This is a genomic window from Pseudofrankia coriaricola (assembly GCF_001854805.1).
In the GTDB taxonomy this organism is placed as follows: Bacteria; Actinomycetota; Actinomycetes; order Frankiales; family Frankiaceae; genus Pseudofrankia.
Window position 1 is genome coordinate 1 of the sequence record NZ_MBLO01000012.1, and the last position, 15,354, is coordinate 15,354.

Annotated in this window: 13 protein-coding genes; 3 read left to right on the top strand and 10 right to left on the bottom strand. The window is 72.0% G+C overall.

Translation table 11 applies throughout. The features are described 5' to 3' along the window. Positions 1-310: 310 nt before the first annotated feature. From BCD48_RS02840 to BCD48_RS02850, 3 genes are read right to left on the bottom strand one after another with little or no spacing between them, the layout of a single operon-like run. Entirely contained in the window at positions 311-643 is a 333-nt protein-coding gene (locus BCD48_RS02840; protein WP_071046656.1) for a DUF2218 domain-containing protein, read from the bottom strand. Between the two features lies 1 nt (position 644). Then, positions 645-1,385, bottom strand: coding sequence for an ABC transporter permease (locus BCD48_RS02845; RefSeq protein ID WP_071046657.1), 741 nt, complete (start codon positions 1,383-1,385; stop codon positions 645-647). After that, a complete protein-coding gene (locus tag BCD48_RS02850) occupies positions 1,382-2,101 on the bottom strand; it encodes an ATP-binding cassette domain-containing protein (protein ID WP_071046658.1) in 720 nt (239 codons plus the stop codon). The genes BCD48_RS02845 and BCD48_RS02850 overlap by 4 nt, the downstream gene beginning before the upstream one ends. A gap of 265 nt (positions 2,102-2,366) precedes the next feature. Between BCD48_RS02850 and BCD48_RS02855 the strand changes: the two genes are divergently transcribed. After that, positions 2,367-3,551, top strand: a complete 1,185-nt coding sequence (locus BCD48_RS02855; RefSeq protein ID WP_241841466.1) for a sensor histidine kinase — start codon at positions 2,367-2,369, stop codon at positions 3,549-3,551. Continuing rightward, entirely contained in the window at positions 3,548-4,207 is a 660-nt protein-coding gene (locus BCD48_RS02860; protein ID WP_083418086.1) for a response regulator, read from the top strand. The genes BCD48_RS02855 and BCD48_RS02860 overlap by 4 nt, the downstream gene beginning before the upstream one ends. 196 nt (positions 4,208-4,403) lie before the next feature. Here the strand turns inward: BCD48_RS02860 and BCD48_RS02865 are convergent, their stop codons facing one another. The 3 genes from BCD48_RS02865 to BCD48_RS02875 are packed head-to-tail and all read right to left on the bottom strand — an operon-like array spanning position 4,404 to position 7,921. After that, positions 4,404-6,731 (bottom strand): heavy metal translocating P-type ATPase, encoded by a 2,328-nt coding sequence (locus BCD48_RS02865; protein ID WP_071046659.1) that lies wholly within the window; start codon positions 6,729-6,731, stop codon positions 4,404-4,406. 33 nt (positions 6,732-6,764) lie between these two features. Continuing rightward, positions 6,765-7,712 carry a DUF8832 domain-containing protein gene (locus tag BCD48_RS02870; RefSeq protein WP_071046660.1) on the bottom strand — a complete coding sequence of 316 codons (948 nt, stop codon included), beginning with the start codon at positions 7,710-7,712 and terminating at the stop codon, positions 6,765-6,767. Beyond that, positions 7,712-7,921, bottom strand: a complete 210-nt coding sequence (locus tag BCD48_RS02875) for a heavy-metal-associated domain-containing protein (protein ID WP_071046698.1) — start codon at positions 7,919-7,921, stop codon at positions 7,712-7,714. The genes BCD48_RS02870 and BCD48_RS02875 overlap by 1 nt, the downstream gene beginning before the upstream one ends. A 244-nt stretch (positions 7,922-8,165) precedes the next feature. Between BCD48_RS02875 and BCD48_RS45330 the strand changes: the two genes are divergently transcribed. Beyond that, a complete protein-coding gene (locus tag BCD48_RS45330; protein WP_241841467.1) occupies positions 8,166-8,492 on the top strand; it encodes a DUF305 domain-containing protein in 327 nt (108 codons plus the stop codon). 256 nt (positions 8,493-8,748) lie between these two features. Here the strand turns inward: BCD48_RS45330 and BCD48_RS02885 are convergent, their stop codons facing one another. The 4 genes from BCD48_RS02885 to BCD48_RS02900 are packed head-to-tail and all read right to left on the bottom strand — an operon-like array spanning position 8,749 to position 15,336. Further along, positions 8,749-12,354 (bottom strand): protein kinase domain-containing protein, encoded by a 3,606-nt coding sequence (locus BCD48_RS02885; RefSeq protein WP_241841468.1) that lies wholly within the window; start codon positions 12,352-12,354, stop codon positions 8,749-8,751. After that, positions 12,321-13,691, bottom strand: a complete 1,371-nt coding sequence (locus BCD48_RS02890) for a protein kinase family protein (RefSeq protein ID WP_071046661.1) — start codon at positions 13,689-13,691, stop codon at positions 12,321-12,323. The genes BCD48_RS02885 and BCD48_RS02890 overlap by 34 nt, the downstream gene beginning before the upstream one ends. Further along, on the bottom strand, positions 13,688-14,497 hold the full coding sequence (locus BCD48_RS02895) for a hypothetical protein (RefSeq protein ID WP_241841469.1): 810 nt from the start codon (positions 14,495-14,497) through the stop codon (positions 13,688-13,690). Before BCD48_RS02895 ends, BCD48_RS02890 begins: the two co-directional genes overlap by 4 nt. Beyond that, a complete protein-coding gene (locus tag BCD48_RS02900; RefSeq protein WP_071046663.1) occupies positions 14,494-15,336 on the bottom strand; it encodes a vWA domain-containing protein in 843 nt (280 codons plus the stop codon). The genes BCD48_RS02895 and BCD48_RS02900 overlap by 4 nt, the downstream gene beginning before the upstream one ends. Positions 15,337-15,354: the final 18 nt, after the last annotated feature.

Below are 15,354 nucleotides of genomic sequence, written 5' to 3' on the forward strand. Positions count from 1 at the left end.
CCGTATCCACTCCGAACGCCAGCACCGCTGGGGCCACACCAGAAACGCCGCCTGATCAACAAGAACCGACCCGCATTCGCGGACAACGCACTAGCACCGTCGCCGCACGCCATCGTGCTGGCGGGGTGAGCCGGCCCCACGGGACTGATCGCCGACCTGTCCGACGCCGGTCCCTGACGTGGCACCCGATGCAGATGGTCGTCCAGTGCACGCGAATTCAGCCCGGAGACCCACGGGGACCAGAACGAAGCCCGGGAACTAGCTCGTAGGGCCAGATGCGGTGAGCGCCGACGGAGCGATCCGGCGGGGGTTAGTCCGCCAGCCAGGTCAGTCTGAGTCCTTCTCTGCCGCCGATGGTCTCCAGGCGGCGGGTGAGTGCCATCTTGATCTGTTCGAGGCTCTCTGTGTCCGCGGCGTCGGCTGACAGGACGAGGGCGTTGTCGGTGGCCTCGAGCCGGCAGGTTCCGCGGTCGAACTCGAGCAGGCCGATGTTTCCGGTCTGGGTCACGGTCTGGATCCGCGGCATGTCATGGCCGCTGTGGCGTGCCTGGTGGCGGTTGTGGATCGCGTCGAGGTGGCCGCATAGCTGGGTGAGGTAACGGGGCGCCCGGTCCGTGGCGATGCGCGCGTCGGCGGTGGGCATGTCAGGCGACGTCGCGTCGGGAGGTCGCCGCCGTGGCGGCAGCGAGCGTCACGACGGTGTAGGCCGCCAGGAGTGCGGCGGCCAGGCCGGGGGTGTGCAGTGCGCCGTCGCGGTTCGCGCCGGCCAGCGCCTGGGCGAGCGCGCCGGGAACGAACCGGTGCACCTTCGGGAGGTCCATCAGCAGGTTCTCCACGAACAGCAGCCAGGCGAACAGCGTGACGAGGGACGGTACCTGTGCGCGCAGGACCGTGCCGATGGCCAGGCCCACGACGGCGAGGAGTCCGCCGCCGAGCGCGCCGCCCGCGAGGAGCTGCGCGTAGTCGCTGGCCGTCAGTCGGATGGTCAACCCGCGCAGGTCCAGGGCCACCCAGCCGACACCCGCGACGGTGCCGGTCGCGACCAGCCCGACGAGCACCCCGGCGGCGAACACCGACAGCGCCTTCGCCCTGATCACGGTCCCTCGGCGCGGGGTCGCCAGGAACGTAGGACGGATAGTACCGCTGCGGATCTCGGCCGTGATCGACAATGCGCCGAGCAGGGCGGCGAACAGCGCGCCAAGATTGATGGCGACGTCGATGAAGATGCCACGCTGGTCGGGTCTCGTGGCTAGTCGGCTCGTCGAGAGACCGACGGCATGCAGCGTGACGGCGAGCGCGGCCAGCCCGACGAGGGCGACGAGAACGACCGCCAGCGTCGGTGTCGTGGTGAGCTTGGTGAGTTCGGAGCGTAGCTGCCGTCTCATGCCGTCGCCGCCGTGGTGAGCGCGAGGTAGGTGTTCTCCAGGGAGCCGTCCTGGGCGAAGTCGCCGATCGGCTGGTCGGTGACCAGGCGGCCGCGGTTGATGATAAGGACGCGGTCGACGGTCTGGGTGACCTCAGCCAGGACGTGGCTGGAGACGAGCACGGTCCCTCCCTCGTCGGCATAGGTGCGTAGGAAGGCGCGCAGCCAGTGCACACCGGCTGGGTCGAGCCCGTTGATGGGCTCGTCGAGGACGAGGAGCCGCGGGTCGCCGAGCAGGGCGGCGGCGAGCCCGAGTCGCTGGCGCATCCCGAGCGAATAGGTCCGCACCGGCCGTCTGCCCATCCCGGTCAGTTCGACGGTCTCCAGCGCCTCGTCGACCCGGACGGGGTCGATGCCCGCGGCGAGGGCCAGCACCCGCAGGTGGTCGCGGCCGGACCGGGCCGGGTGGAAGTCGCCGGACTCGAGGACCGCCCCGACGGTGCCGGCGGGATCGGCGAGCTCGGCGAAGGGCAGGCCGAGGACGTGGGCGGTGCCGCCGGACGGCGACGCGAGTCCGAGCAGGATCCGCAGGGTGGTCGACTTGCCGGCGCCGTTGGGCCCGAGGAACCCGGTGATCTGGCCACGGTCGAGGGTGAACGTCAGGTCGTCGACGACGGCCTGGCCGCCATAGCGCTTGGTAAGCCCTTCGACGGCAACGACAGGTGGCGTGTCGCTCATGGGCGCCGCCGCCGGACGACAAGAAACACCGCGAGCGCGACCACGACGACGATGCCGAGGACCGCGACATGGAGAACGGGGCGGTCCGCGAACCCGGAGGCTGTCGCGGATGCCGTCGAAGCCGAAGTCATCACCCGCCGAACGCTAGGTTCGCGGGCAGCTTCGGGAAACGCCCTGACGGCTGATCTCGGGGGTCCTCGGCGCGTCGACCGGCATCCCCCCGCGGGGGGATTCGGGAACGGCCTGGGCGAACTACGCTCGCGACGTGGCGACCGAGGCCGGTGTGTGGCACTTCTTCACCTCCTCCCCGGCCGCCGCGTCGGCCCGGCCGAGTCGTCCCCGCATCGAGGACGCGGTGATCGCCGGAGTGACGTTGGGCGGCTGGTTCGTCTTCCTCTCCCGCGGCGATCGTCTCGAGGCCGCCGACCTGAGCCTGTTGGCCGCCTCGACGCTTCCTTTGGCCGGGTGGCGGATCTCACCGCGCGGGGTGTTCGCCGCCAGTACGGTCGCGGCGATGGGACTGGCCGCGCGCGGCCTGGGGCTGTGGCCGCCGCTCGGACCCGCCGTCGCGCTCTACCTCCTGACGGCCGGCAGGGACGCGGCCTCGCCGTGGTCGCGGCGCGACGCGTGCACCGTCCTGGGGCTGCTGGCCGGCTACCTCGCACTCCTGGTCGTCAGCGCCGGGTGGGTGCCGACGAACCTGGGCCACACCGTGTTCGGCTGCGCGGCGGCGTGGTTCGCCGGCGAGCGCAGCCGCCTGCGCCGCCAGCAGATCGCCGACCTGCACGAACGCGCGCACCGCTCGGCCGAGTCGGCGGCGACGGACCTGCGGCTTGCCGTCGCCGAGGAACGGGCCCGGATCGCGCGCGACCTGCACGACTCGGCGGGGCATGCCCTGAACGTGATCACGGTGCGCGCCGGGGCCGCGCGGCTACGGGGCGACCCACGCCGCGCGCTGGCCGCGCTGGCGGACATCGAGACCGTCGCGCGCGAGACGGTCGCCGACATCGACCAGATCGTCGGCTCGTTGCGCGCCGTCGAGGTGCCCCCCGCGACCGTGGAGGCGCCGGTCGGCCTGGCTTCGGCGGACACGCTCGTCGCGCGGCATCGGGCGGCCGGCCTGCGGGTGACCATGTCTCGAGAAGGCAACCCGGGCTCCCTGGGCAGGGCGTCCGACCAAGCGGCCTACCGTGTCCTGCAGGAGGCGCTGACCAACGCCGCGCGGCACGGCGCCGGGTCCGCGGCCGTCATGATCTCGACTGACTCGGATGGCTGCGCGTTGACCGTGACCAACCCCGCGAGCGAAAGCGCCGACGTCACCGCCGGCGGCCACGGCATCGTCGGCATGCGCGAGCGCGCGAGCCTGCTCGGCGGCACGCTGACCGCCGGGCTCAGGGGCGGCGAGTTCCGGGTCGTGCTGCGGTTGCCGCGATCCGGGCGAGCGCCGTGACCAGGATCGTCATCGCGGACGACGACCATCTGATGCGGGCGGGGCTCGTCGAGCTGGTCACCGCCGACCCGTCGATCGAGGTCGTGGGCGAGGCGGCGACCGGCCGGGAGGCCGTGTCGCTGACGCGACGGCGGCGGCCGGATGTCGTGCTCATGGACGTCCGGATGCCCGACCTGGACGGCATAGCGGCGACCCGCGAGCTGGCCAGCTCCGTGCCCGATACCCGGGTCCTGATCCTCACCACGTTCGAGCAGGACGACTACGTGTTCGGGGCGCTGCGGGCCGGCGCCTCGGGCTTCCTGCTGAAGCGGACCCGCCCCGAGGAGCTCATCGCCGCCGTGCACACCGTCGCCGCCGGCGACGCGCTGCTGTCCCCGTCGGTGACCCGCCGAGTCATCGACCGCCTGGCCCGCCAGCCCGTGCCGGAGCTGACCGGGGCGCGGGCGCTGGCGGACCTCACCCCGCGCGAACGGGAGGTCCTCGAGCTGATGGCGCGGGGCCTGTCCAACCGCGAGATCGCGCGCCGGCTGGTGGTCGAGGAGTCCACCGTCCGCACCCACGCCAAGCGGGTCCTGGCGAAGCTCGGCCTACGTGACCGGATCCAGGCAGTGATCTTCGCCTACGAAACCGGGATCAACCAGCCGGGCAGGAAATGACCCGCCCAACACCACCAACACTTCCCGCACCATCGTCCGCGACGTCTCGACTGGGCCAAGGTGGCCGGGATTTCTGACCATCACCGGGCATTCGGTGATCTCATCACCGGCGACGGCCGCAAGCGGCGGCCCCGTGGTTGGCGGCGCCTGACCGCCGCGGCGCCTCGACAGGCGCTTCCTCGCGGAACGCTGTGCTTCACGCATCTACGAGGCGCGACGCGTCCGTGCGCGCTGCGCCCCTCGACAGTGAGCTGTCCGACGCCTGGCTGGTGAAGGAACGCAGGCGCAGACTGTTGCCGACGACGAAGACGCTGGAGAACGCCATCGCCGCGCCCGCGAGCATCGGGTTGAGCAGGCCCAGGGCGGCGAGCGGGATCGCCACCGTGTTGTAGGCGAAGGCCCAGAACAGGTTGGTCCTGATCGTGCCAAGGGTCCGGCGGGAGAGCCGGATGGCGTCCGCCGCGCTGCGCAGGTCGCCGCGTACCAAGGTGATGTCGGCGGCCTCGATCGCGACGTCGGTGCCGGTCCCCATCGCCAGGCCAAGGTCGGCCTGGGCCAGGGCAGCGGCGTCGTTGACGCCGTCGCCGATCATCGCGACGACCTTTCCCTCGGACTGCAGCCGCCTGACCACGTCGGCCTTGTCAGCGGGCAGGACCTCGGCGATGACCTGGTCGATGCCGACCTCGGCGGCGATCTGGTCGGCCACAGTCCGGTTGTCGCCGGTGAGCAGCACCGGCACCAGCCCGAGCGCCGTGAGCTGGGCGATCGCCTCGCGGCTGGTCGGTTTGACCTGGTCGGCCACGACCAGCAGGCCGCGGGCCTGGCCGTCCCAGCCGACCGCGACGACGGTCCTACCAGTCTGCTCGAAGCGGGCCTTGTGCTGGATCAGTTCGGTGGTGAGGTGTTGCGACCAGTCGGCCAGCAGCGCCTGGCGTCCGACGACGACGGCGTGGCCCTCGACGATGCCCTGGACACCCTTGCCCTCGACGGCCGCGAAGTCCTCCGGAGTCGGCAGGGCGCCAACCTCCTGCGTGGCGGCCTTCGCGATCGCCTGAGCGATGGGGTGCTCGGAGGCGTCTTCCAGCGCACCTGCCAGGCGTAGCACATCGGTTCGGTCCACACCGCCAGCGGTGACGACCTCGACGAGCGCCATCTTTCCGGTGGTCACGGTGCCGGTCTTGTCGAGGACGACGGTGTCGACCTTGCGGGTGGACTCCAGCACCTCGGGTCCCTTGATCAGGATCCCCAGCTGGGCTCCTCGGCCGGTACCGACGAGCAGCGCGGTCGGGGTGGCCAGGCCCAGGGCGCACGGGCAGGCGATGATCAGTACCGCCACCGAGGCGGTGAACGCGGCGGCCGCCGGGAACCCCGCACCCATCCAGACCCCGAGGACCGCCACGGCGACCGCGATCACGACCGGCACGAAGACACCGGCTACCTTGTCGGCCAGCCGCTGGACCTCGGCCTTGCCGGTCTGGGCGTCCTCGACCAGCCTGGCCATCTGGGCCAGCTGGGTGTCGGCGCCAACCCGGGTCGCACGGACCACAAGCCGTCCGCCGGCGTTCATGGTGGCGCCCGTGACGGTGTCGCCCTCGCCGACCTCTATGGGCACGGACTCGCCGGTGAGCATCGACTGGTCGACCGCCGAGCTTCCCAGGACGACGACCCCGTCGGTGGCGATCTTCTCGCCGGGACGGACGACGAACTCGTCGTCCACGGCCAGGTCCTCGACCGGGATCCTGGTCTCGACACCGTCACGCAGGACCGCCACGTCCTTGGCGCCCAGTTCGAGCAGGGCGCGCAGGGCGGCACCGGCCTGGCGCTTGGACCGCTTCTCGAAGTAGCGGCCGGCGAGCACGAACATCGTCACCCCGGCGGCGACCTCGAGGTAGATGTTGGCCGCGCCGTCGGTCGGAGTGACGGCGAACTCGAAGCCGTGTTTCATCCCAGGCGTACCCGCGGTGCCCCAGAACAGGGCGTACAGCGACCACGCGAACGCCGAGAGGGTGCCGATCGAGACAAGGGTGTCCATGGTGGCCGCGCCGTGGCGCAGGTTGGTCCAGGCCCCCCGGTGGAACGGCCAGGCCGCCCAGAGAATCACTGGCCACGCCAGCGCGAGGGCGGCCCACTGCCAGAAGGTGAACTGCAGCACGGGCACCATGGCAAGCACGATGACCGGGACCGCCAATACCACGGCCCCCACCAACCGGTTCCGTAGCGCGATCAGCTCGTGGTCAGGCTGCTCCCGCGCCGCATCGGCCGAGGTGTCGGCGGCCTTCTTCGGGGTGGGCAGCGTCGCGGTGTAACCGGTCTTCTCGACTTCGGCGATCAGGAGCCGCGGGTCATAGCCCGCGGGCACGGTGGCCTTGGCCTTCTCGGTGGCGAAGTTCACCGACGCCTCGACGCCGTCGAGCTTGTTGAGCTTCTTCTCGATCCGCATCGCGCACGAGGCGCAGGTCATTCCGCCGATCTCGAGCTCGACGCTCGTCGCGGGCGGTACCTCGTAAGCCGGGGAGGTGGCCATAGCGGTTCCTTTCTCCGTTCCGCGCCCGCCGGATCAGGCGCCGGGGTGGGCACTGGTCCCGGCGTCGCCCGCGGCGTCGGGAGCGGCGTCGACGACGAAGGTGGCGGTGTGGACCTGCCCGTCGACCTGGAAGTCGAGGTAGAGCAGGTAGCGGCCCGCGGTGGGCACGTCGGCCATGAAGCCGATCTTCGGACCTGACAGGTCGCCCTCGGCCGGTTCCTCGCCCTCGGGGTGGACGTGCAGGTAGGCCAAGTCCCCTGCGCGCAGCGCGACCAGGTGGCCAAAGGCGCCGAGATAGGGCTGCAGGGTGGTGACCGGCTTGCCGTCGTGGGTGATCTCGACGGTCAGGCCGGACATCGTGCCGGCGTGCAGGTCGCCATGCAGGGCCACCGTGAACCCGTCGACCTGCGCGGTGGTCGAGGTGTGGGTGGCCGGAGCCGGGACGAAGTCCCCAGCGACGCCGATTGTGCGGGTGAGGGTCACATCAGGGGCCCCGGACGCGTCCCGGCCGGCGGGCACGAAGTCCGCGAACACCCGGTAGGTGCCGGCAGCGGTCCATGTCCACGGGATCGACCAGGTCCCGTCGGAGCCCAGTGCCGGGTGGACGTGACGGAACTGGGTGCCGTCCGATCGCACCACGATGAAGTGGAGATCCCTGTCGTGCGACGGCGTGTACGCCGTCAGCGGGTCGCCGTCGCCGTCGCGCACCTGGAACGACAGGACACCGGCCTTCCCGACCACGTCGGGCGCGGCCACGTCGCCGAGCAGGTATCCGTCCTGCTCGAGCGAGAGCCCGCGGACTGACCCGGTCCCGGCCGAGGCCTGCGTCGTCGAGGTGTGGTCCATCGAGTTCTCCTGCGCCGTCTTCGTCCACGAGGCGACCGTCGAGTCAGGGATAACGGCCGAACCGGCGACGAAGGCGCCGCCGAACAGGACCGCCAGACCGGCGGCGTAGACGCCGAGCCGGGTCGGGACGTTCATCAGACCCGGACCGCCTCGTAACCGGCCTCGCCCACCGCGGCCAGCACCCGCGCGTCGTCCACCGGCTCGGTCACGGTCACGACAAGGCGGCCGGTCTGCGCGCTTACCTGGATGTCGTCAACACCGGTGATCTTGCCGACCTCGTCTCGAACCGCGGCCTCGCAGTGCCCGCAGCTCATGCCCGTCACCTGGTACTCACTCGTGGTCATCGCGCCCGCTCCCTCCCGAGTCAGATACCCCATCCGGGTATCTCCAGGTCATGTTTATACCCCCTAGGGGTACCCGTCAATGCGGGTTGGAGCGAGCGGGGAGACAGGCAGGCGACAGCCCCAGCGGTCGCGCGGGGATTCCGGAGCCCGGAGGCCTGACGGTCGGGGCGGCAACGCGCAGACGCGGCGAACACCGTCGATCCCCTGGGGGATGGACGGGATGCATACGGGAGGCGAGTCCACCATGCCCATGACTACCGGGATGCCGATGAGCGGCGGCATGAACATGAGTGGCATGCCGATGGCGACCACGACGCCGACGGCGAGTGGCCCATCGATGGACGGGATGATGAGCGCCCAGGACATGGCGAAGTTGGCCGCCGCGTCCGGGCGGGACTTCGACCGGATGTTCCTGACGATGATGACTGCCCACCACAACGGTGCGGTGGCGATGGCGACCACTGAGGAGCGCGACGGCCGGTACGGCCCCGCCAGGCAGCTCGCCACCAGCATCAGGACCAGCCAGACCGCCGAAATCACGGAGATGAACGGACTGCTGGCGAAGATCTGAGCTGTAGGCCGTCTGGCTTGCCTGGTGACTTGGCCGGCAACGCCGAGCGCGTCTGAGCTACTACCCGTAGCCGGCGGTGGGCGGTCCCCTGGGACCGCCCACTGAGCCTTTCCCCGGGATCCGTGCAAAGCGGATGCCGGCCAGGCGGGCGTGTGGCCCCCGGCTCGCGCTGTCATATCGGGATGTCGAGGAGCTACCGGCCGGGTTCGGGCCGTGCCGGGTGGGAATGGGCAGCGATCCGCTCACGGCGGTCCGGTCATCGGCCCTTCCGGGGGGACGACCCGCGGCGCAGGACGGGCCACGTCGCCCACGCGACGGCCGTGGTCAGCAGCAGGAGCGCGGCGAGGTCGAGCGCCCAGGTGCCGGCGTCGGCCGTCCACAGCGGATCAAGCTCGGGGTCGGTCGGCGTCTGGTGGTAGCCGGTGGTCGCCGCGACCATCGCGAACCCCCACCGGGCCGGCATGAGGTATGCGAGCTGTTCCAGTGGTGGGCGACCGTCCAGTGGGATGAGCAGCCCGCACAGCAGGAACTGCAGCAGCAGGACGACCACGAGAATGGGCATGCCGCGGTCGGCGTTCGCGATCAGAGCAGAGACCAGCAGTCCCTGGGCCATCGCGGCCAGCGCGACCGCGATCATGGCGACGGCGACCTCAGTCAGCCCGCTGCCCAGCACGAGCGGCGTGTCCGGGGCGGGTTGGCCGTACAGTCCGGCGACGGCAAGGATCACGGCCTGCGCACTGGTGATCGCGCCCAGTACGGCGAGTTTCGACCAGAGGTAGGCGCCGCGCGAGAGCCCGATCGCCTGCTCCCGGCGGAAGATGGAGCGTTCCTTGACCAGTTCGCGGAACGCTCCGGCGAACCCCGTGAACGCACATCCGAGGACGAGCACGAGCATGAGCGGCGCGATGTCGCTGTCGCTGTCGCGATCGGCCTGCGTGCCCATCCACGAAAGCCCGTGCTTGCCCGGCAGCAGTTGCGCGAAAAGGCTCAGTACCAGCGGCAGCGCCAGCAGGAACAGCGTGTAGGCCCGATCGGCCGCGATCACCGCGAGGTAGCGGCGGGCAAGCACGGCGAACTGGCGCAGCGCCGGTTGCTGTCGCGGCGGCGCGTCCGGCGCCGCCCGCGGCGCGGGCGTGGCGGGCTGCGCGACGCCGTTCGGCATCCCGTACTTCGCGAACTGCGGCGAGGCCCGGAACCGGGCCGTCCAGTCGACGTCCCTGGAGCGGTCGAGCAGCAGGAACATGTCCGCGAAGTCACGCTGGCCGAAGTAGGCGAGCGCCTCGCCTGGCGGGCCGAAGTAGGCGAGCCGGCCGCCCGACGCGAGCACGAGCAGCCGGTCGCAGAGATCGAGCTGCGCGGGAGAGTGCGTGACGACGACTACTGTTCGGCCGTCGTCGGCCAGCTTGCGCAGAGTCTGCATCACCGACTTGTCCATGCCCGGGTCCAGCCCGGACGTCGGCTCGTCGAGGAAGAGCAGGGACGGGCGGGTGAGCAGTTCCAGCGCGACGCTCGTGCGCTTGCGCTGCCCGCCGGAGAGAGTGGTGATCCGCTGACCGGCCTGGTCGGCCAGTCCCAGCTCGCCGATCACCTCCTCGACTCGCGCGTTGCGCTCGGCCGCCGGAGTGTCGGCGGGGAACCGCAGCGCGGCCGCGTACCGCAGGGCCCGGCGGACTGTCAGCTGCGGGTGCAGGATGTCGTCCTGGGGGACGAGCCCGATGCGCTGGCGCAGCTCGTCATAGGACGCGTAGAGGTCGCGGCCGGCGTAGCGGACCTCGCCGGAGTCCGCCGGACGCTGCCCGGTCAGCGCGCCGAGCAGTGTGGACTTCCCGGCACCGCTCGGCCCGACGACGGCCAGCAGGCTGCGCTGCGGCAGCGCGAACCCGACCCCGTCGAGCAGCCGCCGTCCGGAGCGGGTGACGACCAGGTCGTCGGCCTCGAACGAGATGTCGCCCGAGTCGGTGTACTCGACGAGGGTGCCGCCCTGCAGGTGCAGCAGGGCGTGCCCGATGCCGACGATGTCCCCGGCCCCGATCGTCGCCTGGTCGACCCGGTGGCCGTTGACGAACGTCCCGTTCCAGCCGCCGAGGTCGACGATCCGCCAGTCGGGCCCGACCCGGCGCAGCTCCGCGTGCCGGCGCGAGACGAGCGGGTCGGCGAGCACCACGTCGCACTCGGGCGCGCGGCCGATGACGACCGACGCCGCCCCGACCGGATGCAGCGCTGTGGCCTTGCGCTCCCACCATGTCCCACTCGAGACCGGCCTGGCAGGTCCGGCGCCCGGTACCTGGACCGTGGGCGGCAGCGTGGCCGGTGCCGGCTGGGTCATCTGGTAACGCCTGGTGGCGAGGAGGGGCGCGGGCGCGGTCGGCGGATCGGGCTGCGCCGGCGGGTTGGGCTGTGGCGGCGGAGAGCCCGCCCCCTTCCACCAACCAGGTCCAGGCGCGGCTGACGATGACGCCCGTGCCTGGGGCGGCGGTGAAGGTGACGGAGACGACGATGGAGCCGGCGGTGGCGGCGGAGACGGAGATGGCGGTGCCGGCGGCGGTGGTGATGCGGGCGGGGTGGCGGGTGCGGGCGCGGGAGCGGTCGGTGGATCGGGCTGCGTCGGCGGGTCGGGTCGCGGCGGCGGAGAGCTCGCCCCCTTCCACCAGCCAGGTCCAGGCCCGACCGGCGTCGGCGTCGGTGAGGGAGATGCCGGCGGCGGTGACGGTGGCGCGGGCGGGGTGGCGGGTGCGGGCGCGGGTGCGGGCGCGGTTGGCGGATCGGGCTGCGTCGGCGGGTCGGGTCGCGGCGGCGGAGAGCTCGCCCCCTTCCACCAGCCAGGTCCAGGCGCGGCCGGCGGCGGCGCCGGCGCCGGCGGCGGCGGCGGCGATGGTGATGGTGATGACGCGGGCGGAGCGGCGGATGCGGGCTTCGCCGCGGGGGCGCCGTTCGCCCGCGTCCACCATTTGCCACCCGCGGGCGGGGCGGCGGGAGGCGGGACCGGCGTCGCCGGGGTGGGCGGCGTGAGGGTCGCGAGGGCCTCGCGGGCCGCCTCCGCGAACGCGGACGCCGACGGATGCCGGTCGCTCGGAGCCTTCGCCAGACCCCGCACGATGACGTCGTCGAACACCGTCGGTGCCCCGGGCCGCGCGGCCGACAGGACGGGTGGCGGGTCCTGTATGTGCGCCATGATGACCGCGAGCCGTTCGGCGGTGACGAACGGCCTGCGCCCGGACAGGCACTCGAAGAGCAGGCAGGCCAGCGAGTAGACGTCCGCCCGCTGGTCGACCCGCCCGGACTGGAAACGCTCGGGCGCCATGTACTCCACCGAGCCGACCGCCACTCCGGTCGTGGTGATCCCGGTACCGTCGACCGAGCGGGCGATCCCGAAGTCCACGAGGTAGACGAAGTCGGTCGGACGGCCGCGGCCCGCGCACAGCACGTTGGACGGTTTGACGTCACGGTGCACCAGCCCGTCGGCGTGCGCGGCGTCCAGCGCGGAGGCGACCTGCCCGACGACGTCGACGGCCGTCCACGGGTCGAGCGGGCCGTCGCGCAGGACCGTGCCCAGGTGGGCGCCCTCCACCAGGCGCATGTCGATGAAGAGCTGGCCGTCGATCTCGCCGTGACGGTGGATCGGGATCACGTGCGGTTCCCGCAGCTGCGCCACGATCTCGGACTCCCGGCGGAACCGCTCGGCGAACTGCGGGTCCCCGGCCAGGCCCGGGAGCAGGACCTTGAGCGCGACCATCCGCTGCTGCCCGGTGTCGTAGGCGCGGTAGACCTCGCCCATCCCACCGCGGCCCAGCAGCGCCTCGATGCGGTACGGGCCGAACATCCGCTGTGTCATCGCGCCTTCCCCGGTGGTTGTCGCCGCCATCTCCGGATCATGAGGACGAGCACGATCAGCGCCAGCACGAGGGCGAGAAGCACGGCGATGACGGAGCCGTCGGCGGAGGGCAGGCCGGCGAGGCCGACGAGTACGCCCCTGATCAGGGCGGCACCGACGATCCAGACCAGCAACGCCGCGACCGTGGCGGACAGGGTTCGGCCCACAGTGCGCGCCAGCCGCCTGCCGCCGCCTGCCCGCGCCGGGGCCCGCGCCGGGGCCCGCGCCGGTCCGGGCTGCGTCGGGACCGGCCGCGGCCCGGACTGCTGCCACCACCCGGACTGCCCCGTCGGCTGGGGATCGGGCTGGGGACGGGGCCATGGCGGTGTGGAAGCGGTCGGCGTGCCGGCCGGCGAGGGGGCGGTGGTGGGCTCGGGAGCGATCGGCGCGCCGACCGTCGGGCGCGCGGCGGTGCGCGTCCACCAGGGAACGGGCCCCGTGATCAGCCCTTCCAGGTCGCCGGTGGCCGTCCAGCTCGGCGCGCAGCAGGCCCGCAGCCGGGCCGCGAGCTGATCGATCTGTGGGTCGCGCAACCGCTCGACCCACGACCACGCCTCGGTCCGATGCGGCGGCAGGTAGTCCTTGTGACCGAAGAGCAGGTTCTCGCCGTCGTTGAGCTGCTCCCACTGCCCCGGCTCGTGGGCGAGCGCCAGCAGCGAGAGGTAGATGACGAGCCCGGGGAAGGTGTCCATCCACGGGCCCCAGGGCCGGTTCTCGGGCTGGTAGTTGCGGTGCCCGCCCTCCGTCGGCGGCGGGAAGCCGGTGAACGGGACGATCCACGAGCTGTCGAAGTCGACCAGGCGCATACGGCCGGTCGCGTCGACGAGGACGTTGCCGTGCTGCAGGTCGCCGTGCGCGAATCGGGCGGCCTGCATCCGGCGCAGCAGGTCGCGCCACGAGTCGGCGAGCGTGCCCAGCGCCACGCGGTCGCCGGTCTCGACGAGATCCTCGACGTGCCGGTCGAGTGGGTGCCCCTCCACCCATTCCATCTGAACCATCGGCCAGCGCCGCCCGTTGACCAGGATCGCGTCGTCCACCCACCGACAGCTGGCGACGTCGTCGGTGAGGCCGCGTTCACTGAACCAGGTGTTAAGCGCGGTGTAGCGCTGCTGCGTGGAGGCGTCCTCGCGGGTGAAGAACCGCAGCGCCTGGGCGGTACCGCCGACCGTTGCCCTGAACACGACCGCGGTGCTGCCCGACGCCGGGACGGGGATGCCCATCATCGGGTGCACGTCGAAGCGGGCCTCGGTCAGCTCTGGCCGGTCGAACACGAGGTCGGGCCGCTGCACGGCCTTGATGTAGTCCTCGGCGGAAGGATGGCCGGTCACAAGGACACCACCAGGGCGCCGGGCTCGGCCGTGACGAGGCGGACACGCAGCAGCGTGACGTCGTCGTTGTGCATCCGCCCGGCCGCGCGCTGGTCGGCGACGATCGCCGCGAACGCCGCGTCGTGGTCCAGGCCGGCGAGTGCCGCCCACAGCGACGCCTCGTCGCGCGCGGCCTCCAGCAGCAGCCAGTGGGCCAGCGCGTCGGTGGCGATGAAGAGCACGTCGCCCGCGCGGACCTCGCCGCTGGCCAGCTCCAGACCGCGCAGCATCGGGCCGAGCGCCGCCGGGCGGGTGCCGATCCCGTCGGGCGACAGGCCGAAGCCGTCCACGCCGATCGGCGGAAAGTGCAGGAGCAGCCGGCCGGCCCGGACGTGGAACAGCACGGTGTCGCCGAGTGCGGCGGCCTCCCAGCGGGCATGGGGACCGTCGAGGCCGGTGAGGCGGCACCCCAGGAACGTCGCGAACGACCCCTCGGCATGGAACTTGTGCTCCTCGATGACCGTCGCGAACCGTGCGGGTGCCTCGGCGGCCCACAGCCGCTGGACCTGTTCGAACCAGGTGCGCAGCCCGGTCGGAGTGAGGTCGGGCCCGGTGTCGGCGACGAACGAGCCGGCGAGGTGCTCCACCCAGCGGATCGCGTCGTAGGCCTCGGTGGCGCCGTCCACGACCACGTACCGGGGCGCGACGCCGGCGGCCGGGTCGCCGTCGTGGTAGGCGGCGGCGTCCTCCCATTCCGTTGCCACGCTGCCCAGCTTCTCCAGCCAGAAACAGACGGAGCGGGCGAGAATCATCAGCGGTGTCCTCACCGGTCCCGGACGTCGGCTACCCGCGTGCCGATCTCCAGGAACCACATGAGCGTCGCCAGGCCGGCGTTGAACACGAACCCGCGACCGCCGTCGGCGATCTCCATCCGTGCGCCGCGCGCGTTCGCGATCATCGATGCCGGCAGCGCGCTGGAGATCGCGAACAGCTCCGGGCCTGGTTCGGGCAGCCCGGCGGCGGTGGCCGGGAACAGCACCTCGGGCGCGACTGTCGGCGACAGGAAGATGTTGAACAGCAGCGCCTGGCCGTCGCGGGTCTCGATCGAGGTCAGCCGGGCGGCCCACTCGGAGAGGTCCGCGCCGTCATAGGGGCTGTCGGTGACCATCCCGTCGGTGATGTTGATGACGATCGGCGGGAACGAGTCGGGGTGGCTCGCCGCCCACCCGAACACGTGCTCGCCCGCCGTCGCGATGGCCTGGCACATCGGGGTGCGGTAGCCGAACACCGGCTCGACCCAGACCGGGAGCCGGGAGCCGGCGACGGCGTCGACCGACGGGTCGGTCTCGACCCGCAGCGGGCTGTCGAACACCTGCGGGATCGGCACGATCGGCTGCCCGCCCAGCGCCGGCTCGACGCCTTCGCCGCCCGCCACCGGGCAGGCGCCATAGCCGAACACCCCGACGTCGAAATAGTGCCGGGCCTGGCCGCCGACCTCTTTCGCCGACTTCACGCACAGATCAAGCAGGATCTTGTTCACGGCCCGGGTCGCACCCTCAGCGAGGGTGCCCCCGCTGGACTGCCACGGCTGCTTCATCGAGTCAGACCGGTCCAGCAGGAACACGATGCAGCCGGGGTTGGTACGGGAGAAGGTCCGCTCGTACATGCGTCCATCCGTCCTGGT